The following is a 24,039-nucleotide window of genomic DNA, read 5'->3' on the forward strand; positions in this document are numbered from 1 at the left end:
CCCTCGCCCGGGCGAGGGTGTCGACCGACCGTAGACGAGGGCCCATATCGCATCCCGGCTTGCCGGGAGGTCTTGAACCGTTCGGTGCGCTGCCCGCCAGAGGGCCGGTCAGGTTCGGCTGGCCAGGTATTTGACTCGGTCGGTGAGGTGCTGGACTGTGGTGTGTCCACCGTAGGGTGCGAAGTGACGACTGATAGTGGCGAGGTGGTCGTTGCAGCGTTGAGAGGAAATGTCGGATTCTAGCAGGTCCAGGGCGTGTTCGGCGTGGTCGATGGCTTGGTCGAGGTCGGTGTCGGCCTGGCGCAGGCAGGTCGTGGCAAGCGGGGTGTGGCGCAGTGCGGCTGAGCATCAGCACCCATGTACCGCATTGAATGTGTCGTGCCGCAATACAATCCCGAAGACCGGCGCGGCGTCGACGACATGACGCTGCCGCGGATGCCCGAATCTCGCGCGGGCCCAGTCGATGATGTCACATGCTTGGCGGCAAAGTCGGACCGCGCGGGCGGCGTCGAAGCGGCTTTGCACTCGTTCGGCGACTGTCCATGGTTCGCCGGTCGCGACGTGGTGGTCGACGCTGCGGGCGAGGCGGGTGCCGAAGTAGTCGGCGGTGTCGATCAGCGCGCATGTTTCGGCGAGCTGGAAGGGCGTTTGGGGTGCGTCGATTTGCCGTTTGTGCGGGGAGTAGGCCATTGTCCGGTGCCCGATGAGGTTGGTGAAGTATTGGTAGGCGGCGGTGGCGATGCCGACGGCGGGGCCGGTGGACTGGGCGCAGATGACGGGGACGAGAAGTTGGGTGTAGTAGGCGTCGTCGTCGGTGCGGTCGTCGCGGCTGGTCGCGTTGAGGATGTTTTGGAATGTGGCCGCGTGATGGTTTGGGACGAAGGTGTTGTCGAGGCTGAGTGGGTTGGAGCCGGTGGCGACGAGGCCGGTCATGTTCCAGGTTTCGGCGATCTCGAAGTTGTTGCGTGGTAACAGGAGTGCGAGGGGTTGGTTGTCGTGGGGTGATTCGGCGGGCACCACGACCCAGCCGGAGTGGTATTGCCCCTACAGAAGGGCCACTGTCCGGTGATTGTGTAGGCGAGGTGGCCGAGGCTGTGGCCGGCTGTCGCGGTGGCGTGCACGCCGAGAAGGATGGGGGTGCCGGGTGTGATGGTGCGGACGCGAATACGTCGAGGATCTCGGCGACGACGGATTCGCACGTCGGCTACGAGTCCTGGGTGGAACGCGAATGGCTGAGACCGGTTGATATGAATTGACGACGATTGAGGTATTTCCGCAGGTCGGGACACAAAAGTGTCGTCTGCCTGGATCGACCCGTGAGTTCAATTCGGACAGGGCTCCACGCTCGCGAATGGCGCGCTCGAAGCAGGGTCAGCGTGGCGGCCGCGGCCGGCACGGGCCATCAGTGGCGCGCGAACCCCAACGATCTCGGCCGGAGATCGTCTTCGGTGAAGACAGCGGCGCCACGCGCGTCGAGTGCGTCGAGAAGAACTGGACAGACATGCGTCCGAAGTCGCTGCGCGAGGCGATGGCCGCCGACGAGGGCGCTCTTTGCCGTGACCCCAAGACTTGGGGCGACCTCGCGTCCATGCGCTGCGGTATCTTCCATGCGATCGCCGCACCCTAGTCGGCGCGCAGAGGAAGCACACACCACATGTTCAACAAATCCTTTGCGGCCGCCGCGCTCTCGGTGAGCGCCGCCGCCGCCCTCGCGGCACCGCCCGCCGCCGCCGACCCGGTCAACTGGGGCGCCGTTTCCCTCAGCGTGTGGGGCAACGTCTACGCGTTTTCGGTCAACCACCCGACGGAAGCCGACGCCATTCGAGCCGCCGACCGAGCGTGCAAGGGTCAAGGCATCATCGACTGCCGGATGATGGTGACGTTCGCGAACGGCTGCGGTGCAGTCGTGACGAGTCCGCTCGCGATCGTCGCAGGGTTCCCGATCGTGGGCTTCGGTAAAGGGGCGACCTCAGGGGAGGCATACGCAGACGCCACCCGCAACCTCCCCACTGGCACCGGAAGCGCCGGCTCGTTCAATCGCGAACACGCCTGCACCCGGCCTTGATCTAATTCCGAAAGGCTCTGACCCTGGTCAGAGCCTTTTTTACGCGCTGGCCGGCGCCTTGAATCCCGCGTTTGGCCTCACTTTGGACGCACTCTGTTCCAGCCGTTCGGCCCCGGCGTCCAGATCGTCATCGAACATTCCGCGCGATTGTTACTCGACCCCTTACCGAAGGAGCGGCCCCACTTGTAGTAACCGCGGGCGGCGCGACCAGTGGCCGACTTGAACGGATGAAACAGACTTCTGAGAAGCCCCGATTGATGCTGCACCGCAGGAACAAGTTCCATCACACCGCGCTCCGGAGCATGGTGCTATACCCACTGGCCCTGCGCCGTCGACTGCTGGACCGCTTGACGCAACACCGGATTCTTTCTCATCGAGTTGCTGAGCCTTCGCCATGCGGCCTTGACGTGAATGGCCAGTATCTGCTCTTGCGTCAAGCCGCCGAGGCCGCTTCTGGGCTTCAGCTTGAAGGGGTACAGCAGCCGTGGGTTCGGTCTGTGCTGCGGTCTGCATGCCGCCCTCGCCGCCCGCGTGCCCCGCACCCAGCTCCGCGATGCGGAAATGGGACGCAAGCCCTGATACAGCCTCACCAGCCGGGCGGCAACTGGGCACGGGCTTCCGTCCGAGGTGCCCAATTGGCCGCCCGCTGACAGTCGTCAGGACACGCATGGAATTGTGATCGCGGAGAGGCCGTGGAATGGCTGCAGGCTTTCCGCAGATGGCCGAACATGCCCATGAACCCGTTATGTCACGATCCGCAGCGGGTTCTCGATCACTTCTTTGAGGGTTGCCATGAACTGGGCTGCGACGGCACCGTCGATGGCTCGATGGTCTGCCGACAGGGTCACGCGAAGGATCTTGCGGGCAACTACTTTGTCGTTCTCGAGGCGTAGTTCGTCGGCTGCTGCGCCTACCGCGAGGATGGCGGACTCCGGTGAGTTGATGACCGCGGTGAATTGCTCGATGCCGAACATGCCCAGGTTCGAGATCGTGAAGGTGCCACCTGTCATATCCTCCGCACGAAGCTTGCGGTCGCGGGCGCGGGCCGCCTTGTCACGGCTCTCGGTCGCGATCTCGGAAACCCGCTTGCGGTCGGCGTCACGAATGACCGGAACGAGCAGCCCGGCCGGGGTCGCGACTGCCACTCCGATGTGGATCCCCCTGTGCCGCAGCAGCTTATCCCCCGCATAACTGACATTGACCGAGCTGTCCTTGCGCAGAGCGACAGCCACCGCCTTGACGAGTAGGTCGTTCACGCTGACCTTGCTGTCGCCCGCCGCGTCCTGCGTCGCGTTGACACGAGCGCGGAAGGCGAACAACTCGGTCACGTCGATCGCGCTGGTCAGGTAGAAGTGCGGCGCCTGCTGCTTGCTCTCGGTGAGCCTCGCCGCGGAGACGCGCTGAACGGTGGTCAGTGCGACTTCCTCGAACTCTTCTGACGCCGGACTCTCCTGCACTACAACGACACTCGCGTCAGGGACTGTTGCGATGGCAGTGGGCGCAGCGGGCTCGGCGGCGTTGTAGGCAGCCTCCACGTCTCGTTTCGTCACCCGTCCGCCCGGGCCGGTTCCCACCACAGCGTCCATGTCGACCCGCAACTCGCGCGCGATCTTGCGAGCGAGTGGTGACGATTTCACCACATCGGCCCGGCGCGAGGTCGAGAAAGTCTCACTGCGTGAAGCACGCTGCGGCGCATCGTCTCGGGCGGCCGATCCGACGCCGGGTGGCGCTTCACTGGATCGCGTCGCCCTGGCCGCAGTACCGTGTACAGCCGATACCTCCCTCGATGCGGTGCCATCGCCGACTACCGCAATCGGCTCGCCGATCGGAACCCGATCACCAGGCTCGGCGAGGATCTTTTCGAGGATGCCGTCGTCGTAGGCTTCCAGTTCCATCAGGGCTTTGTCGGTCTCGATTTCGGCGAGGACTTCGCCGCGGGTGATCTTGTCACCGACGTTCTTGAGCCAAGCCGAGACGACGCCGTCTTCCATGGTGTCCGAGAGCCGGGGCATGACGATGTCAGGCATTGCGTGTGTCCTTACCTACGGCCGCCAGGGTTTCCGTCACCGCGGAGTACAGCGACTCCGCGGACGGCAGGGCGAGCTTTTCGAGTGGTTTGGCATAGGGCAGCGGAACCTCCGCCATAGCGACACGGCGAACGGGAGCGTCGAGGTAATCGAACGCGCCGTCGGAGATCGATGCCGCGATTTCCGCTCCGATGCCGTAGGTGAGCCAGTCGTCCTCGCCGATGACCGCGCAGCCGGTCTTGCGGACCGACGCCACGATGGTGTCTCGGTCCAGCGGGCGCAGACTGCGCAGGTCGATCACCTCCACCGAAATACCCTCGCCGGCGAGACGTTCAGCGACCTGGGTGGCGACCGTGGCCATGCGGGAGTAACCGATCAGGGTGATGTCGGAACCTTCGCGGGTGACCGCGGCCTTCCCGATCTGGGCTGGTGGGAGATCCTCGGGCACTTCGCCCTTGGTGTTGTAGAGCGACAGATTTTCCAGGAACAGCACCGGATCGTCGTCCTCGATCGCGGCCCTGAGCAGGGCCCGCGCGTCGGCGGGAGTGCTCGGCGCCACGACCTTCAGGCCAGGCACGAAGGCGTAGTACAGCTCGATGTTCTGCGAATGTGTCGCCCCGAGTTGCTGGCCGCCGCCACCGGGAGTCCGGATAACGAGGGGCACGCTGGTTTGGCCGCCGAACATGCCGTAGATCTTCGCGGCATGGTTGACGATCTGATCCAGCGCCAGCAGCGAGAAGTTGATGGTCATGATTTCCACGACCGGACGCAGGCCGAGCATGGCCGCGCCGATCGCCGCACCGACGAATCCTTCCTCCGCGATGGGCGTGTCTCGCACTCGCTTCTCACCGAACTCTTCGAGTAGCCCGGCGGTGATCTTGTAGGAGCCTTCGAAGATGCCGATCTCCTCCCCGATCAGGAAAACGTCGTCGTCACGTCGCATCTCCTCACGCAGGGTTTCGCGCAGCGCTTCGCGATAGGTCATGACAGGCACAGTGGGAGTCCTCAGTGGGTGAAGAGCGGATCGGCAGGCAGACGGCGGGAATCGCCTGGCACCGGGGTGGCGTAGGTGTAGTCGAACAGGCTCGACGGCTCCGGATGCGGGCTCGAATCGGCGAATTCGACGGCGGCGGCGACACCGTCGGCCACCTCGCGGTCGAGATCGGCCACCGACGCTTCGGTGAGCACACCGGCGGCAAGCAAACGCTGCTGCCACAACACGATCGGATCGTGCTCACGCGCCGTGGCGACGGTTTCGGTGCTGCGGTATTTGGCCGGGTCGACCACCGAGTGGCCCTTGAGTCGGTAGCTCACCGCTTCGAGCAGTGCGGGTTCGCCGTCTCTGCGGGCGCCTTCGATGAGCTCACTCGCCAGGTCGCGCACGGCGAGCACATCGGTGCCGTCCACCCGCTCGCCGCGCATGCGATAGGCGGCGGCGCGCTTCCACAGATCCGGTTCGGCCGAGGACTTCTCGACTGTGGTGCCCATGCCGGTCTGGTTGTTGATCACCAGGAACACCACCGGAAGCCGCCACAGTGCGGCGATGTTGAGAGACTCGTGGAATGCGCCGATGTTGGTGGTGCCCTCCCCCATCTGGCACACCACGACGTCGTCGCCGTCGTTGTAATCGACGGCCAGCGCCGCGCCGATGGCCAGCGGAACCTGTCCGCCCACGATGGCGTAGCCGCCCAGCAGCCGGCTCGCGGTGTCATACATGTGCATCGAGCCACCCCACCCCTTGGAGGTGCCGGTGGAGCGGCCGTAGAGCTCGGCCATCACGCGACCCGGCTCGATGCCCTTGGCCAGCGCGTAGCCGTGTTCGCGATAATTGGTGAACAGGTAGTCCGTGGGGCGCATCGCGGCGCCCAGGCCGACAACCGTGGCTTCTTCGCCGAGATTGAGGTGGCAGTAGCCGCCGATCTTGGCCTGCTGGTAGCTCTGCGCGGTGCGCTCTTCGAAGCGGCGGATGAACAGCATGTCGCGGTAGAGACCGCGCAGGGTCTCCGGATCTTCGTCTGCGACAACGGCTTCGACGTCCGGCGGGACCGCAGGTACAGGGTCGGCTTTCGTCGGCTTGCGGACGGGCTTTCGCCGCGCGGTGGTCGTGGTCATGTCGGGGCTCCTCAACGCTTCTTGCGTGGCGCGATGTGTACCGGCAGTCCGAGACCGGCCATGGCCGCCTCCATGCCGATCTCGCCGAGAGTGGGGTGGGCGTGGATGGTGTCGGCCAGCTCGTCGAGCGTGGCTTCCAGCGACATCGCGAGTGCGCCCTCGGCGATCAGGTCGCTGGCGGACGGACCGATGACGTGCACGCCGAGCACTTCCTGATGCGCTCGCCCCGCAATGATCTTGACGAATCCCTCGGTCTCGCCGAAGGTCTTGGCCCGGCCGAGTGCCGCGAACGGGAACTTGGCGGTGATCACCTCGTGACCGGCTGCACGGGCGGCATCTTCGGTGAGACCGACGCTCGCGATCTCCGGGTGGGTGAATGTCGCGGCCGGGATCACCGAATAGTCGACGTGAGTGCCGTGCCCGGCGATCACCTCGGCCGCGGCAATGCCCTGGTGGGAAGCGACGTGAGCAAGCAGGGCCCGCCCGGTCACGTCGCCGATGGCGTAGACGTGCTCGACGCTGGTCCGCAGTCGATCGTCGACTTCGATGAAACCGCGTGCATCCGTTTTGATTCCAGGGACTTCGAGGCCGAGTTGAGCGGTGTTGGGGCGCCGTCCGACACCGACGAGCACGGCGTCGGCGTCGAATTCGTGCGCTGCCGGACCGCCGACCGATACCCGCAGCGCGTCGCCGTCGCCCTCGGTGATCGCGGTAACGGTGGCGCCGGTGAGGACTGTGATGCCTCGCTTACGGAACGAACGGCCGAGCGCTTCGCCGATCTCTTTGTCCTCTAGAGGAACCAGGCGATCCTGCATCTCCACAACGGTGACCTCGGCACCGAAAGTCGCGAACAGGCTCGCCCATTCGGCGCCGACCGCGCTGCCACCGATGATCACCAACCGTCGCGGCACCTCGGTAAGCCCGAATGCACCGTCAGAGGTGACGACGCCAGGCAGTTCCGCGCCCGGAATCGGCAGCCGCGCGGGCACCGAACCGGTCGCGACGATCACGTCGCGAGCTCGCACTCGGCGAACCGCAGGACCAGCCGCGGCGGCGTAGCGGGGGCCGCCGTCGAAGATCGGTGAGGCGCCGACCTCATGGACCTCGACCACGGTCGGCTCGACGAACCGGGCATGACCTTCGATCAGCGTGACCCCGTTGGCCTTCAGCAGGCCCGCGACACCGTCGGTCAGCTCTTTGACGATCGCGTCCTTGCGTTGCCGCACCGCGGCGAAGTCGTACCGCACATTGTCGGCGAGGACTCCGAATTCGGCTGCGGTGGTGAGGGTGTGGAAGACCTCCGCGGAGCGGAGCATCGCTTTGGTGGGAATGCAACCCCAGTTCAGGCACACTCCGCCAGGGCGCTCCTTTTCCACAACACAGACCCGCAGGCCGCGTTGCGCGGCACGGATGGCGGCCACGTATCCACCCGGTCCACCACCAATGACCAGTAGATCGAATTCCAGCACTCGTGGTGCTCCTCAGCTCGAAGGTTCAACCCATCCGCGGTCGCAGTGCGGGCTGTTCATCGAGTCTCACGGTCCAGGATTGCCCAATCAACGGACAGGCAGCCCAGATTTTGTGGCCAGAAAGTGGGCGCAGAGCCCAATTCGAAGAGCGTGATCGACCGTTCAGTCAGTGGTGGTGGGGCCTATCTCCAATGCCGCCAATGCCATCGAAAGCTCCAGGTAGGACCGCTGCCCCTCCAACTGTCGCCCCAACAGAGTGGAGATCCGCTGCAACCGATTGATCACCGTATTTCGATGGCAGTGCAGCCGCGGTGCGGCGTGCGCCGCCGAGCAGTTCTCCGCCAGCCAGATAGCCAACGTGGACAACAGGATCTCGCGCTCCTTGGCGGACAGTTCGAGCACCGGACCGAGCGTGCGAGCGATCATCAGCTCGGTCAGATCAGGCGAACGCAGTAACAGCGCCTCCGGAAAACGATCTTCCAGCGACACCAGACCCCGCGCTGATGTGGGTAGGGTCTCTAGCGCGAGGACGGCCAACGCATGTGCGGTACCGATCTGAGACAGACCGGCGACCACGGGCGAGGCCCCGGCCCGCCCCCGAACCCTCTTCCTGACCTGATCGAGCACCACAGAGCTCTCACGCTGCTCCATCGAAACGAGTCCGACCATGATGTCGACCCGATCGTGCCACACCGAACGTATACTCACCGCCGCCAACGCCATCTCGGTACCCAGCTCGATATTCGGCCGTTCGCCACGCACCGCGACCACCAGATAGCCACCGTGGGTGGGCAGATTCAGCTCGCGCGCCGCCCGCGCAGCGAAGTTCGCGTCCTGCGCACTGCCCGCGAGCAGATCTTCGATCAACCCGTGACGATGACGCTCGTCGCGCCGCACCTGCTCCAATTCGGTACTTCGATAGGAGGTGACCAGCGCCGACGACATGCCGTCGATCGCCGCCCAGGTCGCTGCACCGATTGTCCGGACTTCGACAGATGACAGTTCGCCGGCCCGGTCCAGGAGTGCCTCCCATACGACTTGCCCCCCAAGCCGGAATGTCCGCAACATGACTTCCAACGGCACGCCCTGGGCCGCGCGATTTCGACCGATCGCGGTGGCGACATCGTCGCGATCCGCCGCGACCACGTCGCCCGCCAGCAGGTCGAGCACCCTGGCCAGATAGCTGTGACATCCAGCGCGTAAATCGTCCCGGCTCACCGGCGAGTAATCGGTCCACTCGGGAATATCAGTGAAGATCGCCGACATCAGACGCCGGGTCAACGCAGGCACTTCAGCGCGACATTCGACTGCCAGCTGCCGGGCACCCGCCGATGGCCCGGTGTCTTTGGGTGTCCCTGCCACCCTGTTCACGCTACGCGAGGTGACCCACGACGCCCGGGACGGCGTGTGGGCCTGCACCCACAGGGATGCAACCGGTCACCCTGATTCGTGTCGTACGCGTGCTGCCGAGGACCGATAGTCGAGTCTGGCCGAAGCTTATCGCTCACCCACCCCGGTATCGGAAGGCAGTGAAGCGCTCTTCCCCGCGCCGCGAGAGCTGAGGCCCGCGTGTCCCGGACCCGAGCATGACCCAAGCCGTCGGCGCATCTCGCGCGTGCGCGCCTGTGACGCCTACCGGAGCAGCGGGCGTGCACCACCGGCACCGACGGGCTCCGAAGGCGATCTGTCATCGAGCAAGGTGAGAGGTAAGAACACGATCGCTGTGACTCCACCGTGGTCCGACTCGGTGAGTCGAACTTTGATCTCGTTGCGGCCGACGAGGATCGAGACCACGATCAACCCCATGCGCGCATCACTCGAAAGGTGCATGATGCCGAAATCCGGTGCGCTGTCGAGAATTCGATTGATTCGGTTCAGTTCCTGCCGGGACAGTCCCCGCCCTCGATCGGCGACCTCGACGACGGCGCCACCCTCGACAAGGCCGCCCGAGACCGTGACGGGTGCGGTCGTGGATGAGAAGTGGGTGGCGTTCTCGACCAGCTCGGCCAGCAAGTGGATGATGTCGGCGATGACGTCGCCGTTGACCGAGACATCAGGGAAACGGTTGAGTGAGACGCGCGTGTAGTCCTTGGACTCGGTGATCGCCCCCTGCACGACGTCGCCGAGCGGCACCGGATATCGCCATTGCCGTCCCGGACGTTCACCGCCGAGGATGATCAGATTCTCGGCGTTGCGGCGTTCACGAGTGGCCAGATGGTCGAGTTTGAACAGCAGCTCCATCTTGTCCGGGTCCTCCTCGTGAGCTTCTGCGGCGTCCAGAACTTCCAGCTGGCGATTCGCCATGGCTTGGCTGCGGTGTGCGAGGTTCAAGAAGATCGCGTTGACCGCGCCGCGGGTCCTGGCTTCGGCCATCGCCGCGGACACCGCTGCGCGCTGTGCGGTGTCGAAAGCCTCTGCCAACTGTCCGATTTCATCGTCACCGAAGTCGGACAGAGGCAGAGCCGAGGTCAGATCGATCGCCTCACCAGCACTGATCCGGGCCATGATCGCGGGCAGCTCGGTGTCCGCCACGGCCAACGTGTGCAGTTGAAGGCGTCGGAGTCGTCGAATGATCCCGCTCGCCAACCATGAGGTCAGAACGAAGGTCACGGCGGCGATGATCAACGCTGCGAGCACGGTCAGTGCGGAGGTGCGCACGGCGTTGTCCGCGATGTCGGTCACTCGCTGTTGGACACCGACGAAGTTGGTGCGCCACAGCGTCAACAGGCCGTTCACCATCAGCCCCAGAATCTGCTGTGCCGCCACGGGATCGGTGGGCAACGGCCGGGTAGGGTCGTCGCGGTCCGAGCGATAGGTGTCCGAGGTGAGATCTGTCGGGGTGGGGGCAGCGCCTCTGGCCACTACGGCGTTCTCGAACTCGACCAATTGTCTCCACTGCGGGCTGGAGGTCAGTTGCACGAGCCTCTGCCGGATGGTGGGATCGTCCTTGTGTGCTAGGGAGTCCAGGTCGGCGTGGTAGGCGCCGACCCTGGAAGCGAACGCTTGCAAGCCGGCCCGATCGAGTGATGTCTCGGCGCCGGCGGCCGCGACGAGTGCGTGCACCGCGGAGATGGCATCGGCCGTGCGCAGCAATGTCGCGGTCGTGGTCAAAGCGATAGTGCTGTCCACGTCGGGAGCTCTAGGCACCAACGCCTCGACCGCGATCGTCCCGGTCGCGGTGAGCAGGCTGTATGCCCGGTACACCTCGTCGACTGTCGGGGTACCGCTGTCAGTACGCGCGCGCACGGCGCCGAGTCGGCGGACCGTGTCACGCAGCTGGTGAGCGGATTCGTCGAACGCTCCAGTGGTGAGTTCGCTGAGTGACGACGCGGCCTCCAGCAATGCCGTGCCGGCGGCGTCGACGCGGAGGCGCTGCGCGGTGAGCTCGTCGGGGCCGAGTTCCGGGTGTGCGACGCGAGCCATCGCGAATCGACGCTCCTGCAGCATGGCCTCGCTGAAGTCCACCGCATGCGGCGCCACTCGGAGGATGAGTTCGGCCCACGCCCGGTTCTGTCGGTTCTCCTCGACGAGGCGCAGGCCTACCGCGATCACCGCGGTAGCGAACACGATGCTCGGGATGAGAACGATAGCCATCATCCGTGCGCGAATTCCTGTCAGCGGATTCGATTCGACTGGGCGCGCGGGAGGGTCGTGACGGATCGGAGTGTGTGTCTGACCACCCCGTGTGCGCCGGCTGCGGGCGGCACGGGCTCGTCGCACGTTCGATTCCTGCCGTTCAAGCTGGTCTTTCATTGCCCACTCCCATCAATTGATGAGAGAATCACATGCGATGCAAGCATCAGTCAAGTGATGCCGCGAGAGTGCCATGCCTGCCTCCTGGGTCGCAAGCCAGCGCGACGGATCGCGCTCTCGTGCGGGTTGCCATTGGTGTGCGGTGCGACTACCCACGGACCTGTGACCTACCGCGATCGTCGACGGCGTGCGGTTCGCTCTTGGGGCCTTGGAGGACGAAATTGAACTGCTGGATGCGCGTTCTTCATGCCAACGTCCCTCCGCGGCGTACTTGATTCATCACCTCGGCCCGGACTGTCAGCTGAGGCTGCCGGCCGATCCGAGCCCGGCCAACTGCCCGTCCACCAGATTCTCGCCGAACCCGGAGGTCCGGCGCCGTTCCACCGGCGCCGGGGTGCCCGCGCGCGAGCGCATGATGAGTTTCTTGCCGCGCGCGTGGAGCAGGATGGACTTGCCGGCGGCTGCGGGCGGCCGTCGAGCCGGTCCGTGGACGAGCTCGACCTGCTGGTCTGATCCGGACGTCCATCAACATGACGTCCGGCGCGAGCTTCGTGGCTGCTTCGACGGCTTCGACCACGCCACGAGCCGCACAAGAATCGGTACTGAATATCCGATCAACTATGATTGCTGCGACAACTCGAGGTGGAGGGCAGATGACAGCCGAGCAGACCACACCCACGCGTACCGATCGTCGCCGGGAACGCACGCGCAATGCGCTGCTCGGCGCTGCGCGAAAGTTCTTGTCCGAGGGCAAGTCATCGGTCAGCATCAAGGAGATCACCGACGCCGCGGACGTCGGTTTCGGCTCCTTCTACAACCACTTCGATTCCAAAGAACAGCTCTTCGACGAGGCCGTGCGGTCCGCGCTGAACGTCTACAGCACGATGCGCGACCAGGTCGTGGCTCGCTACGACGACCCGGCCGAGGTCTTCGCGGTCAGCTTCCGGCTGACCGGACGGCTACAGCGCCGACTTCCCGAGATGGTGCGCGTCGTCCTGCATTCCGGCATGGGGGTCATGTTGCGCGACGAGGGGCTCGCGCCCCGTGCACGTCAGGACATCGTGGCCGCGCAGGAGGCAGGGCGCTTCGAACCGATGGATCCCGATCTGGCCGTCATGGCGGCGGGCGGAACGCTGCTGGGACTGCTGCAACTGCTCGACGCCGATCCGAATGCGGACGCGGCGACGCTCGCCGACGACATGACGTATCGGGCCCTGCGCATGTTCGGCGTGAACAAGCGAACCGCGCAGCGCCTCAGCTCCGGCCCACTCCCCCAGCTGCCCGCCGACCCCGATCTACCCCTCGGGGTCGGCGAGTAGACCCACACCTGGTCCGGCCGGGACAGATGCGGACAGGTGTCACCGGTTCGGATCGAACTCTTCGGTTCCGAGCACGAGGCGCAGGCCGGAAATCCCGGAATGCGCTCGCGCATAAGCGAGCTCGCGGCTGATGTCGCCGACGTGGTTGACGATGGGCAGCCCGAGCCCCAATGTCGAGAGTGTTCCCACCGCCCGTCCCGCACCGTCGAGGAAGGCACTTCCGCTGTCTCCCGGGATGCCGGGGGTCGGCGATTTCAGGGCGTGAGTCCAACCACCGAGTGAGCCGTCATCGGCCAAGCTCTCACCTCGCTGCGGTGACAGGCCGGGGAGGCCACCGCGCAGTCTCGAGTTGCCGTAGCTTTAGACGTGCTCCCCCTCGGGTGTGCCGGTGGTGTTGATACCGGTGGGACCGCCCCAGTACGGCACGCTTGGATTGACCTGATCAGCGAGGCCGGGGTCGATCTCGATCAGCGCGAAGTCGTTGTACGCGCAGGCATTCGGGTCCGATTCGCCGAGTTGCCGCATCGTCAGCCAGCTGCTGTAGGCCAGCCGACCGGTACCGATGGTGGTGCCGTCGGACAGGAGTGAGCCACGGCGAGTGAAATCGACCGTGGTGTCGAGCGGCTGACTGGTGGCCGTACATCCGTCGGTTTCGGTGGATCCGCCCGTCCCGGCGCAGTGCGCGGACTGGCCGAGGTAGACCCGGCCGCTGTCGTCGACGAACACGTAGTTCGTCGTGCACTGCCCGCCTCCATGCGTGTTCGCTTGAATCCCGGGGGTCAGGGCAGCCGAACCGGCGGCCGCCCACCGATGACCGGCGTCTTCCGGGGCGACAACTTCCGCCGCGACGGGACTCGTCGTCCGGGATGACGTCGCGACCGTGGATCCTCCACTGCCCTCCTGGGATCCACCCGGAACGCCGATTCCACACCCGGAGATCAACAGCGACGCGGAGCACACGACTCCGACCGCGGGCAGGGCGACTACGCGCCGCAGGTTCGACATCTCGACCCGATCCCTTCCGCCGGTGCTGGGCGTAGAACAGCGCGCCGACCGTGCGATAGTTTTTGACTGTTTCATCAATCATGATGGTAAGTTTCAGCAACCGCAACGATGGCGCGCCGAAGGTGACGGGAGTCATCCCGATCCAGGTCTGACGCCCTGAAGTCCGGTGACCACCTGCCCAAGGCGCGCACCAGGACCCCGAACCATGGACAAAGACGGACGCTACTTCTGCAAGAACCTGGTGGTCACTCAGGCACTGTCGGGCGAGATCATCCGCGTCTTCTGCGAGCGGATCCAGATGCGCGCGGACGGTTGCCGCGCCGGCAACATGCAGGAATTCGATCCCGACTACGGACTCACGGCCGCCCTGCCCGGACTGACGAAGTAGCCGGTGCCCGGCGCCAGGATGCTGACATTTTCATCGCTATAGATAGCTACACGTCATTTCTGATACTATCATCATATACATGCCGATGGCGTGGTCGCAGATCTCTCCGGGGGCACCAGCCTCCGACTTCCGCCCACCGTGGCCACCATGAACGGGAGGACCCGATGAACGCGGACCGTATCGACGTGCATCAGCACATGATCCCGCCGGTCTATCGCGACGCGCTGCGCCGCCACGGCATCACCGCCCCGGGTGGCCGGGACCTGCCGGAGTGGTCGCCGGAGTCGGCTCTGAGCCTGATGACGACTGCGGGGATCGGCTCGGCGATTCTGTCGGTGTCGACACCCGGGACCACCTTCCTGACCGATCCCGCCGAGGCCACGACACTCGCCCAGGCCCTCAACGACTACTCCGCCGAGATCTCGGCCGCCCACCCGGGGCAGCTCGGATTCATGGCCACCTTGCCCATGCCCGACCTGCGAGCGTCCAGGCTGGAAGCCGAGCGAGCCCTCGATACCCTCGGCGCCGACGGGGTAGTGCTGCTCGGGAACTCCGCGGGACACTATCTCGGCGCCGAGGGCCAGGACGAACTCTTCCGCGCGCTCGACGACCGTTGCGCGGTCGTTCTGGTACACCCGGCGGATCTTCCCGGCGAGTCGGTTCCCGGAATCCTGCCCTTCGCCGCGGACTTCCTCCTCGACACGACCCGGGCCGCCTACCTGTTGGTGCGCAACGGGATTCGACGTCGGTATCCGAACATCAAGTTCATCCTGTCGCACGGTGGTGGCTTCGTTCCCTACGCGGCCCACCGGCTGGCGCTCACCATCTTCAGCGAAACCGGAGTGAGCCCGGCCGACCTGATCGACGAGTTTGCCGGGTTCTACTTCGACACCGCGCTGTCCTCGAGCGCGTCGGCGCTGCCGAGCCTGCTGTCGTTCGCCCGGCCCGACCACGTCCTCTACGGCAGCGACTGGCCGTTCGCCCCCGATCCGGCGGTGCTCTACTTCGGCGGCGGCCTCGCCACCTACGCGGGTCTCGACGACGCCCAGCGCCGTGCCGTCGAGCGCGTCAACGCACTCACCCTGTTCCCCCGTTTCGGGGCCGCCCCCGCCGTCACCTCGGCGACATCGGTTCTGGACCGGGTTCGGAGCACGATTCGGCGCCAGGCCTTCCGTGGCATCGCGCGGGCGATCGGTCCACGAGCGTAGGCCGGGAGGAAGGTTCGATGACAGCCGAACCCATTACACGGAATCGGGTGGACCGGCGACGGGCACGCACGCGCAACGCGCTGCTGGCCGCGGCGACAGCACTGCTGGCCGAAGGGCGGACCGCGGTCAGCATCCAGGAGATCACCGATGCCGCCGATGTTGGATTCGGGTCGTTCTACAACCATTTCTCCTCGAAGGACGAGCTGTTCGAGGAAGCCGTCCGCGCGGTGCTGAATACCTACGGCGTGCTGCGCGATGACGTGGTCGCGGCATACGAGGACCCGGCGGAGGTGTTCGCGGTGAGTTTCCGGATGACGGGCCGCATGCAGCGCGACTTTCCCGAAGGCGTCCGCGTGATCCTGCACTCGGGCACATCGATCCTCGTTCGCGACGAGGGCCTCGCTCCCCGTGCGCGCCGCGATATCGCGGCCGCGCAGCAGGCGGGCAGGTTCGACCCGATGGATATCGAGATGGCCATGATGGCTGCCGGTGGGGCGCTGCTCGGGCTGCTCCAGCTACTGGATCGCACGCCCGGCGCCGATTCCGGGGAGCTGACCGATCAGGTGACCAGCCGGGTGCTGCGCATGTTCGGGATGTCCAAGGAGGCCGCCGAGAGGCTGGCTACGAATCCGCTGCCCCGTGATCTGCCGAAGCCCCTCGCGTAATCACCAGCATCGCCATGTTCGTCAGGAGCTCGACCAGGCTCGACGGCGGCAGCTCGGGGACGCACGACAGGCCTTCGCGCGCGACAGCGTTGACCGTCGCGGTCGAGAGTGTGGAATTCCTCGTAGAACTGCCGCTTCGACAGCGACGCCGACTCACAGATATCGCTGAGCGAGCAGCCGAAACAGCCGCGCTCCGCGCAGATGCGGGTGGCCGCGTCCAGGAACTGACGCCGTCGTCGCGGCTTGCGTTTCGCGACGGTCCGGCTGCCGTACCGCCTGACATCGGCGGCGGTCATGGCACACCCGTCTTCCGATTCGTGAGGACGGCGGTCCCGGCCTCCTGTGACAAAGGCCGGGACCGCGGCACCTTCCGGTCCGCGCGAGCCGGAAGTCTCAGTGATCGCCGACCAGGTCGAGCGCGATATCGGCGATCATGTCTTCCTGTCCGCCCACAAGCCCTCGCCGACCGGCGACGGTGAGCAGCGTGCGCACGTCCACGCCGTAGGTCGCCGAGGCGTTCTCCGCGTGGCGCAGGAAGCTCGAGTAGACGCCGGCGTAGCCGAGCGTCAGCGTCTCGCGGTCGACCTGGACGGGCCGATCCATCAGCGGACGCACCAGGTCGTCGGCCGCGTCGGTCAGCTGGTCGAGGTTCGCGCTGTGTTCCCAGCCGGTCAGGTCGGCGACCGCGACGAACGCTTCGAGCGGAGTGTTTCCCGCACCGGCGCCGAGTCCGGCCAGGGACGCGTCGACGCGGGTCACCCCCTCCTCCACCGCGACGACGCTGTTCGCCACCGACAGCGAGAGGTTCTGGTGGGCGTGGATACCGATCTCGGTGCCGGGTTCGAGTACATGCCGATAGGCGCGGACGCGTTGACGGACACCGTCCATGGTGAGCCGGCCGCCGGAGTCGGTGACGTAGACGCAGTGCGCGCCATAGGTTTCCATGAGTTTCGCCTGGTCGGCCAAACCTTCCGGGCTGTTCATATGGCTCATCATCAAGAAGCCGGACACGTCCATGCCGAGTTCGCGCGCGTAGGCGATGTGCTGGGCGGAGATGTCCGCCTCGGTGCAGTGGGTGGCCACCCGGACCGAGCGCACGCCGAGATCGAACGCGCGACGCAGGTCCTCGATGGTGCCGATGCCGGGTAGCAGCAGGGTCGTCAGCCGGGCGAACTGCACGGCGCCCGCGGCGGCTTCGAGCCATTCCCAGTCGGTGTGGCTACCCGGCCCGGAGTTGAGGCTGCCGCCGTGCAGCCCGTCACCGTGGGCGACCTCGATCGCGTCCACGCCCGCGGCATCGAGCGCGGCGGCGATCCGGGCCACCATGGCGGGATCGATGCGGTGCCGCAGTGCGTGCATCCCATCACGCAGGGTGACGTCCTGCAGGAAGATTTCGGCGCTCATCGGACACTCTCCTTCGTGGATGCCGCGATCCGCTCTGCGACCCGCACGGCAGCGGAGGTCATGATGTCGAGATTGCCTGCATAGGCGGGCAGGTAGTGCGCGGCGCCCTCGACCTCGAGGAAGACGCTGACCTGGTGGGTGACCGGAGTGTCGCCGACGAGGGTACGTAGCGGAGCTCCGGCTTCGACGGGCGTGATCTGCACGTCCTGCTTCAGCCGGTAGCCCGGCACATACGCGGCGACGTCGGCCACCATGGCCAGGATCGACTCCTTGATCCGCGTGTGGACCTCGGTGTCGGCGGTGTCGATGAGCGCGAACACGGTGTCGCGCATGATCAGCGGCGGTTCCGCGGGGTTGAGCACGATGATCGCGCGTCCGCGGTGGGCGCCGCCCACCGCGGCGATCGCGGTCGAGGTGGTCTCGGTGAACTCATCGATATTGGCTCGGGTACCGGGGCCGGCGGACTTCGACGCGATCGAGGCGACGATCTCGGCGTAGGGCACCGCGGTGACGCGGGCGATGGCCGCGACCACCGGAATGGTCGCCTGACCACCGCAGGTGACCATGTTGACGTTGTCGGCCGCCACGTGCTCATCGAGGTTCACCGCCGGAACGACGAACGGGCCGATCGCGGCGGGCGTCAGATCGATCAAGCGTTTGCCGAAGGGGGCGAGGGCGGCGGCGTTGGCCTTGTGCGCGCCCGCCGAGGTGGCGTCGAAAACGATCTCGATGTCATCGAAATCGGGTAGCCCGATCAGACCTTCGACACCATCGGAGGTGATCTGCACGCCCAACCGGCCGGCGCGGGCGAGCCCGTCGGAATCCGGGTCGATGCCGACCATGGCGGCCATCTCGAGTGTGTCGGACAGGCGCAAGACCTTGATCATCAGGTCGGTGCCGATATTGCCTGATCCGATGACGGCGACTTTGGTGCGGCTCATCGCTGTTCCTCCAGGGTGAAGTCGACGGTGCCGAGCGGCCCCGAACGCTGTGTCAGTTCGGCGTGGACCCGCGCGCCGGGCACCAGCGGCGCCATCGGACCGAGCGCGCCGGAGAGCACGATCTCTCCCGCGCGCAGCGGATCTCCCAGCGCCTTGGCGGTGCGGGCGAGCCAGGCCAACGCCAGCAGTGGGTCGCCGAGGCAGTCCGAACCCATTCCGCGCGAGACGATCTCGCCATCGACGCGCATGGCCATCGTGATCTCGCGCGGCTCGAAATCGTCGAGCGAGAGCCGCTGTTCACCCAGCACGAACCAGCCACTCGAGGCGTTGTCGGCCACCGTGTCACCGAAGGTGATGTCCCAGCCTGCGATCCGGCTGTCCACGATCTCGAGTGCGGGTGCGGCGTAGTCGATGGCGCCGCGCACCGAGATGGGATCGAGGTCGTCACCGGTCAGGTCGGTGCCGAGGACGAAGGCGAGCTCGGCCTCGATCTTGGGCTGCAGCAGCCTCGGCCGCTCCGACAGTGGCGTCGTGCCCGCGTCCATGTCGTGGAAGAGCACGCCGAAGTCGGGCTGGTCGACACCGAGCTGACGTTGCACCGCCGTGGAGGTCAATCCGATCTTGTGCCCGACGACGCGGGCGCCCTCGTCGATCCGTCGGCGAGTGCCCAGGCTCTGCACCGCATAGGCCAGGGCTACGTCGTCGTCCCCGATCAGATCGCGCACCGCGGCCACGGGCACGCCCAGCTCCGTCGCGGTCGCCAGTCGTTCGGCGGCGGCGAGTACGGCGGGCAGTTCGCTGGTGGTCGTGGTCATCGGGCTTCCTCCAGGGGGCTCGGCGTTGCGGACGCCACGATGCGCAGGGGGCTGTGATTCGCGGTCAGCATCGCGGGGGTGACGGCGAGGCGGGCCAGCAGTGAGGTGACCAGTTCGGTGGCGTCGGATTTCGCACTGATTCCGAACACGTATCGGTCCGGGCGGAGCAGGACCGTGCCGCCCTGGGCGACACCGGCTTTGGCGAACCACCGGGCCATGTCCCCGGTGTGGTCCTCGACGTCGGCGTAGTCGGTGGCGGCGACCCGGGCGTCGCCCGGCTCGCCCTGCGGACGGCCACCGGTCGCGTACACGGTCACGAACTGTGTGCCGAGAATCTGCAAGGCATTGCGCTGGGCGACACTGAGTCCCTCGCGCGGATCGACACCGTAGCCGACGACGGCGAAGCCGAGGCCGAGCGAGTCGTCGAGGCGCTGGTGCCGTCCGTCGAAGGTGCGGACTTCCGGCTGTGGCGCCAGCGTGCCCTCGACGCCGCGCGTCAACTTGCGTGGGAGTCCGAAGTAGGCGCCGCGACGGAACCGCGGGGACGGCTTCATCTTCGCCTCCCGGATCCACGTGTTGAGCCCGGGGACCTTCAGCGCGGTGGCCAGGGCGACATCGCGGGCGCCGGCGGCGAGCCTGTTGTTGACCGAGACGATGCTCTTGTTCAGCACCGACAGGTCGATCATCGCCTTGGCGTGTGGCCGCCTCTCCGTTTCGTAGGTGTCGAGGAGATCGAGGCCGGCACCGTGCTGGATTATGGCGCCGAGCTTCCAGGAGAGGTTGTCGGCGTCACGGACACCGGAGTTCATTCCCTGGCCGATGAATTGGGGCGTCATGTGCGCGGCGTCGCCGGCGAGCAGGACGCGTCCGTCCCGCCACCGGTCGGCGACCACGGCGTTGAAGGTGTAGACCAGTTTGCGCAGGACCTGCACTTCGTCGGGATCGACGTACTGTCCGATGAGACTGCGGACCTGTTCGGGGTCCTCCATCTCCTCTTTGCTCTGTTCATCGTTGAGCATGAACTCGAATCGGTGATGCCCACCAGGCTGCGGACACGACACCGTCGGCAGCTCGGGATCACAGACGAAGTTGAAATACGGCAGATGCCGGAACGCGTCGACACCGTCGGCGGCGAGCAGATCGACCACGAGCCAGCGTTCGGGGAAGCTCGTGCCGGCCATATCGATGCCCAGCTGCGTGCGGACCACACTGCGACCGCCGTCGCAACCGACGAGGAACTTCGCGCGCACCTCCTCGGCGGTGGCCGGGTCGGTGTCGGCGTCGTGCTTGCCGTACCCGGTGCCGCGGCATTCGGCATGCCGCACGAGCACGCCGTCGACGTCCTGGTCGAAGCCGAGGACCTCACGCCCGCGGCGAACCGTGACGTGTGGATAGCGCTCGAGGGCGTTCTCCAGCGTGTTCTCCAGGTAGGGCTGGTACAAGAAGTTGGCCACCGGCCAGCCCAGCGGGCGCGAGGCCTGGTTGAACTGGGCGAGCACCGAGCCGTCGCTGCGCACCCACTGCACGGTGCAGTCGAGGTTCATCTGCGCCGAGGCCTCGTCGGCGACACCGGCGGTCTGGAAGATCCGCATGCCTTCGTCGTCGGTGTACACCGCACGCGCCAAGCCGTAGAACTCCGGCTCGCGCTCGAGTACCAGGACCCGCACGCCGCGACGGCCGAGCAGGTTCGCCAGGGTCAGCCCGGTGGGCCCCAGCCCGACGACTACCACGTCGTAGTCGAACGATGTCATCGCGCCATGCCTCCACTGAGTGCGGGAACTGTGATCTCGGGTGTCCGTAGCGTGCGAACGACCTGCCGGAATTGAGCGAACTTGTCCAGCACGGTCTCGCCGACCGGCGTGTGACCCCAGATGCTGATGCCCTGGTAGGTGGTCGGCTCCCACGTCGATTCGCGTTCCGGACCGAACACGATCGGATTCCAGCCGACCTCGAGTTCGAATCCGGAAGGGGTGACGCAGTAGAAGGACAGCTCACGATCATTGGTGTGCTGGCCGACCGACCAGGCCATCCGGAAGCCGAGATCGGTGACACGCCCGTAGGCCGCCAGCACGTCGTCGAGCGAGCCCGACTGAATGTTGATGTGCTGCACCCGGGTTCGGATCGGGTCGATCTTCACACCGCGGATGTTCGCGATCGCGATCGAGTGGTGCCGCTCGTTCACCCGCAGGAACCTGATCTTGAGCGTGAGGCCGGAGACGTTCTCGTCGATGTAGTCGCTGAGCCGGGAGTCGAAGACCGTCTCGTAGTAGCCCCGCAGTGATTCCGGTTCCCTCGATACGATCGCGACATGTCCCATGCCGGCTTCGCCGGTCACCCACCCGGAGCTGAGCATGCGCAGCGGCTCGGGCGTGGTCACCGGGACGGTGAAGATCTCCTGCCGGATCCCCTTGGGGCCGGGGAACCGCCACAGACGCTCCACACCGCGGCGGGCCGCGTCCTCGGCACTGCCTTCGGAGATCGGCACGCCGCGATCGGACACCCGCGCGATGATCCGGTCGAAGGTCTCGTGATCGTCGACCTGCCAGCCGACGGCCGTCACGTCCTCCTGCGGGCCCTGCTCCACCAGGAAACGGCACGCGTGCTCATCGAGGCGGAACCGCAGCGTGGAGCTGTCGACGTCGTCGGCGTGCATGCCGATCGCGTCGGCGCCGAAGCGACGCCACTCGCCCAGCCGCGCCGACTCCACGACGACGTAGCCCAGGTGCACCGCCCCGAAGACCGACCCGTCGCCGGGTACGAGGCCGCTCATCGCTCCGCCTTCAGGTACGCGATCGCGAGGGTGTTGAACAGCTCGGCCCGCTCCCACTGCGCCCAGTGCCCGGTGCGCGCGACCAGGTACAGATCGCAGTTGGGCATGGTCTCGGCGAGCATCCTGCCCCCGGACGGCCGGTTGACCTTGTCGTCCTCGCCCCACACCACCAGCGTGGGGTGCGCCACCTCGCTCAGGCGCGAATCCCGGGTGAAGTCCATCCGCCAGAGCGTGCGCAGGGCGAACAGGCCCGAGGGCCGGCGCAGCGGCGGGTTGGCGACGACCTCGGGGTCGATGCTGGCCCGGTAGCGCTCCTCGATCACTTCGTCCGGCACCGTTGCACCGTCGTACACCAGGAACTCACGGATGAAGCGGATGATCTTCTCGCGGCTCGGGCCACTGCCGGGGTAGTACGCGAGAAGCTCCTGCAGACCCTTGGTCGGCAGGGCACGCGTGGAACCGACGCCGCCGGGGCCCATCAGGATCAGGCGGCCGACCTTGTCGGGGCGGTCCATCGCCAGCCGCAGCGCCGCCGCCCCGCCGTAGGAGTTGCCGATCAGGTGCGCCGAGTCGATCTGCAAGGCGTCGAGGAACTCGCCGAGCACACGCGCCAGGTAACCGAAGGGATCGGACTGGTCGACGTACTTCGACGACCGTCCGTAGCCCGGCATGTCGAGCACGAGCACCCGGAAGTGCTGCGCCAGCGCCTCGATATTGCGCGAGTAGTTCGACAGCCCGGTCGCGCCGGGGCCGCCGCCGTGCAGCAGCACGACCGCGGGTCCTGATCCGAACTCGGTGAAGTAGATCTCGCGGTTGCCGACCTGGACCGTGCGCCCGGTGTCGACTCCCTTGTCGATGCTTGTCACGATGTACCTCCCAGTGAAGTTGATAATATCATCACCTTCGATTGATTCCACGTCAAGTGTTTCTGATGAAATACTCAGAACTGGTGGTTTGACCGGTTCTCATCCGAGCAGCAGGACACGGTTCGCGGTCTGGCGATCCATCTCGTCCTGCATGACCCGACGCACCCGATCGGCGAACTCCCCCGGCGACTCCCCACCCTTCGGCCGCATCGCAGGCAGCACCGTGGTCCGGACCTTGGTCGGCAGCGGGATGTAGGGGAACAACCCCGCGATTCCGACGGTGAGCCCCCATGGCAACGACAGCGTGATCGGGAGCCGCTTGAGCCGCAGCGCCTTGTCGAGGCGAAACAAGCGCGCCAGCGCACGACCATCGGACAGACAGATCAGCGACTCTCCCGCCCCCGAGGTGACCACCGGGACGATCGGCACCCCCGCCTGGATCGCCAGCCGCGCGAAGCCGGTCCGCCCGTCGAAGATGATCCTGTTGCGCTCGCCCCACGACTTGAACGCGTCGACATCACCCCCGGGAAACACGAGGACATGCTCGCCACGCGCGAGGGCCGCCAGGGCGTTCTCACCGGTCGCGGGCTCGGCCCCCATCTTGGCGAGCAACGGGCCGAGCCCTATCGCCCAGGCCATGTGATGCGTCAGGACGACCGTCCGTCGCGGATCCCCGATGCGGACATAGGCCGATCGCGCGGCCAGTACATTCAGGTCGAAGACACCGCCGAAGCCGTGGTTGGCCACGAACAACGACGGCCCCGGTGCCGGTTCGAGCACGCCCCCCACTTCGTGGCGGTGATACCACCGGAACGCCCCGAGCAGAATCCTCACGGCAACCGGTGCCCGCGCGGATTCGACCCCTTTCCCACCCTGCGGCGCGTCGTCGAACGGCTCATCGTGAAGCGGCTGAACACCACTGTCAGGCACTACTTCTCACTTCCCGCGCTTGTCGCCGCGCTGTGACACGAACACTTCTTCTTCCGCCCACTCCCCGAGCCGCACAGCACCCGTATCAATGATCGCAACAGTGATACTTTGATCATATTTGATCGCCGCTTTCATATGACTGTGAGTTCACCCACTGGGGCCGGTCGCGCACGCCATCGGACGACGAGGCCGTGCAGTGGCCACCCCCGACAGCACAGCCCCCGGTACGCCAGACTGGGGGACGATGAGCACCAGCACCCCGCGCGACCACGCGATTCGCCGACGTCCACGTGACCGCCGCG

General features: G+C 66.3%; 22 protein-coding genes and 1 pseudogene. 6 read left to right on the forward strand and 17 right to left on the reverse strand.

Features of this window, described 5'->3' with window-relative positions:
- Window positions 1–348: 348 nt before the first annotated feature.
- Window positions 349–1,017, reverse strand: a complete 669-nt coding sequence (locus ACFXNW_RS06070) for a hypothetical protein (RefSeq protein WP_379416324.1) — start codon at window positions 1,015–1,017, stop codon at window positions 349–351.
- 334 nt (window positions 1,018–1,351) lie between these two features.
- On the opposite strand from ACFXNW_RS06070, the gene ACFXNW_RS06075 reads away from it, so the two are divergent.
- On the forward strand, window positions 1,352–1,627 hold the full coding sequence (locus tag ACFXNW_RS06075) for a hypothetical protein (RefSeq protein WP_379416326.1): 276 nt from the start codon (window positions 1,352–1,354) through the stop codon (window positions 1,625–1,627).
- Window positions 1,628–1,654: 27 nt separating this feature from the next.
- The gene (locus tag ACFXNW_RS06080; protein ID WP_379416327.1) at window positions 1,655–2,065 is read left to right on the forward strand and encodes a DUF4189 domain-containing protein; all 411 of its coding nucleotides are present in this window, start codon (window positions 1,655–1,657) and stop codon (window positions 2,063–2,065) included.
- Window positions 2,066–2,808: 743 nt separating this feature from the next.
- On the opposite strand, the gene ACFXNW_RS06085 is transcribed toward ACFXNW_RS06080, so the two are convergent.
- From ACFXNW_RS06085 to ACFXNW_RS06110, 6 genes are all read right to left on the reverse strand, one after another.
- The gene (locus tag ACFXNW_RS06085; RefSeq protein WP_379416329.1) at window positions 2,809–4,092 is read right to left on the reverse strand and encodes a dihydrolipoamide acetyltransferase family protein; all 1,284 of its coding nucleotides are present in this window, start codon (window positions 4,090–4,092) and stop codon (window positions 2,809–2,811) included.
- Window positions 4,085–5,077 (reverse strand): alpha-ketoacid dehydrogenase subunit beta, encoded by a 993-nt coding sequence (locus ACFXNW_RS06090; protein ID WP_379416330.1) that lies wholly within the window; start codon window positions 5,075–5,077, stop codon window positions 4,085–4,087. Before ACFXNW_RS06090 ends, ACFXNW_RS06085 begins: the two co-directional genes overlap by 8 nt.
- 20 nt (window positions 5,078–5,097) lie before the next feature.
- Window positions 5,098–6,204, reverse strand: coding sequence for a pyruvate dehydrogenase (acetyl-transferring) E1 component subunit alpha (gene pdhA, locus ACFXNW_RS06095; RefSeq protein WP_379416332.1), 1,107 nt, complete (start codon window positions 6,202–6,204; stop codon window positions 5,098–5,100).
- Window positions 6,205–6,215: 11 nt separating this feature from the next.
- Window positions 6,216–7,673, reverse strand: coding sequence for a dihydrolipoyl dehydrogenase (lpdA, locus tag ACFXNW_RS06100; protein WP_379416334.1), 1,458 nt, complete (start codon window positions 7,671–7,673; stop codon window positions 6,216–6,218).
- 162 nt (window positions 7,674–7,835) lie between these two features.
- Window positions 7,836–9,035 (reverse strand): PucR family transcriptional regulator, encoded by a 1,200-nt coding sequence (locus ACFXNW_RS06105; RefSeq protein WP_379416336.1) that lies wholly within the window; start codon window positions 9,033–9,035, stop codon window positions 7,836–7,838.
- A gap of 270 nt (window positions 9,036–9,305) precedes the next feature.
- A complete protein-coding gene (locus ACFXNW_RS06110) occupies window positions 9,306–11,270 on the reverse strand; it encodes a nitrate- and nitrite sensing domain-containing protein (RefSeq protein WP_379416338.1) in 1,965 nt (654 codons plus the stop codon).
- An 809-nt stretch (window positions 11,271–12,079) separates the two neighbouring features.
- On the opposite strand from ACFXNW_RS06110, the gene ACFXNW_RS06115 reads away from it, so the two are divergent.
- A complete protein-coding gene (locus ACFXNW_RS06115) occupies window positions 12,080–12,745 on the forward strand; it encodes a TetR/AcrR family transcriptional regulator (RefSeq protein WP_379416339.1) in 666 nt (221 codons plus the stop codon).
- Between the two features lie 39 nt (window positions 12,746–12,784).
- Here ACFXNW_RS06115 and ACFXNW_RS06120 read toward each other — a convergent pair whose 3' ends face one another.
- On the reverse strand, window positions 12,785–13,042 hold the full coding sequence (locus tag ACFXNW_RS06120) for a hypothetical protein (RefSeq protein WP_379416341.1): 258 nt from the start codon (window positions 13,040–13,042) through the stop codon (window positions 12,785–12,787).
- A 63-nt stretch (window positions 13,043–13,105) separates the two neighbouring features.
- Window positions 13,106–13,750, reverse strand: a complete 645-nt coding sequence (locus ACFXNW_RS06125) for a hypothetical protein (RefSeq protein ID WP_379416343.1) — start codon at window positions 13,748–13,750, stop codon at window positions 13,106–13,108.
- A 253-nt stretch (window positions 13,751–14,003) separates the two neighbouring features.
- Between ACFXNW_RS06125 and ACFXNW_RS06130 the strand changes: the two are divergent.
- From ACFXNW_RS06130 to ACFXNW_RS06140, 3 genes and pseudogenes are all read left to right on the forward strand, one after another.
- Window positions 14,004–14,138: pseudogene (locus ACFXNW_RS06130) on the forward strand (mammalian cell entry protein); the annotation flags it as partial.
- Window positions 14,139–14,302: 164 nt separating this feature from the next.
- Window positions 14,303–15,346, forward strand: a complete 1,044-nt coding sequence (locus tag ACFXNW_RS06135; protein ID WP_379416344.1) for an amidohydrolase family protein — start codon at window positions 14,303–14,305, stop codon at window positions 15,344–15,346.
- Between the two features lie 17 nt (window positions 15,347–15,363).
- Entirely contained in the window at window positions 15,364–16,011 is a 648-nt protein-coding gene (locus tag ACFXNW_RS06140) for a TetR/AcrR family transcriptional regulator (RefSeq protein ID WP_379416346.1), read from the forward strand.
- A 393-nt stretch (window positions 16,012–16,404) separates the two neighbouring features.
- Here ACFXNW_RS06140 and dmpG read toward each other — a convergent pair whose 3' ends face one another.
- The 8 genes from dmpG to ACFXNW_RS06180 all read right to left on the reverse strand — a co-directional run bounded on the left by dmpG (window position 16,405) and on the right by ACFXNW_RS06180 (window position 23,872).
- Window positions 16,405–17,415, reverse strand: coding sequence for a 4-hydroxy-2-oxovalerate aldolase (gene dmpG / locus ACFXNW_RS06145; protein WP_379416348.1), 1,011 nt, complete (start codon window positions 17,413–17,415; stop codon window positions 16,405–16,407).
- Window positions 17,412–18,356, reverse strand: a complete 945-nt coding sequence (locus ACFXNW_RS06150; RefSeq protein ID WP_379416349.1) for an acetaldehyde dehydrogenase (acetylating) — start codon at window positions 18,354–18,356, stop codon at window positions 17,412–17,414. The genes dmpG and ACFXNW_RS06150 overlap by 4 nt, the downstream gene beginning before the upstream one ends.
- Window positions 18,353–19,171, reverse strand: a complete 819-nt coding sequence (locus ACFXNW_RS06155) for a 2-keto-4-pentenoate hydratase (protein WP_379416350.1) — start codon at window positions 19,169–19,171, stop codon at window positions 18,353–18,355. Before ACFXNW_RS06155 ends, ACFXNW_RS06150 begins: the two co-directional genes overlap by 4 nt.
- Entirely contained in the window at window positions 19,168–20,922 is a 1,755-nt protein-coding gene (locus ACFXNW_RS06160) for a bifunctional 3-(3-hydroxy-phenyl)propionate/3-hydroxycinnamic acid hydroxylase (protein ID WP_379416351.1), read from the reverse strand. Before ACFXNW_RS06160 ends, ACFXNW_RS06155 begins: the two co-directional genes overlap by 4 nt.
- The gene (locus tag ACFXNW_RS06165) at window positions 20,919–21,941 is read right to left on the reverse strand and encodes a VOC family protein (RefSeq protein WP_379416352.1); all 1,023 of its coding nucleotides are present in this window, start codon (window positions 21,939–21,941) and stop codon (window positions 20,919–20,921) included. The genes ACFXNW_RS06160 and ACFXNW_RS06165 overlap by 4 nt, the downstream gene beginning before the upstream one ends.
- Window positions 21,938–22,798 (reverse strand): alpha/beta fold hydrolase, encoded by an 861-nt coding sequence (locus ACFXNW_RS06170; protein WP_379417322.1) that lies wholly within the window; start codon window positions 22,796–22,798, stop codon window positions 21,938–21,940. The genes ACFXNW_RS06165 and ACFXNW_RS06170 overlap by 4 nt, the downstream gene beginning before the upstream one ends.
- A gap of 108 nt (window positions 22,799–22,906) precedes the next feature.
- A complete protein-coding gene (locus ACFXNW_RS06175) occupies window positions 22,907–23,587 on the reverse strand; it encodes a lysophospholipid acyltransferase family protein (protein WP_379416354.1) in 681 nt (226 codons plus the stop codon).
- 156 nt (window positions 23,588–23,743) lie between these two features.
- Window positions 23,744–23,872, reverse strand: coding sequence for a hypothetical protein (locus tag ACFXNW_RS06180; RefSeq protein ID WP_379416356.1), 129 nt, complete (start codon window positions 23,870–23,872; stop codon window positions 23,744–23,746).
- Window positions 23,873–24,039 lie beyond the last annotated feature (167 nt).

It is taken from the genome of Nocardia sp. NPDC059180 (genome assembly GCF_042754945.1).
In the GTDB taxonomy this organism is placed as follows: Bacteria; Actinomycetota; Actinomycetes; order Mycobacteriales; family Mycobacteriaceae; genus Nocardia.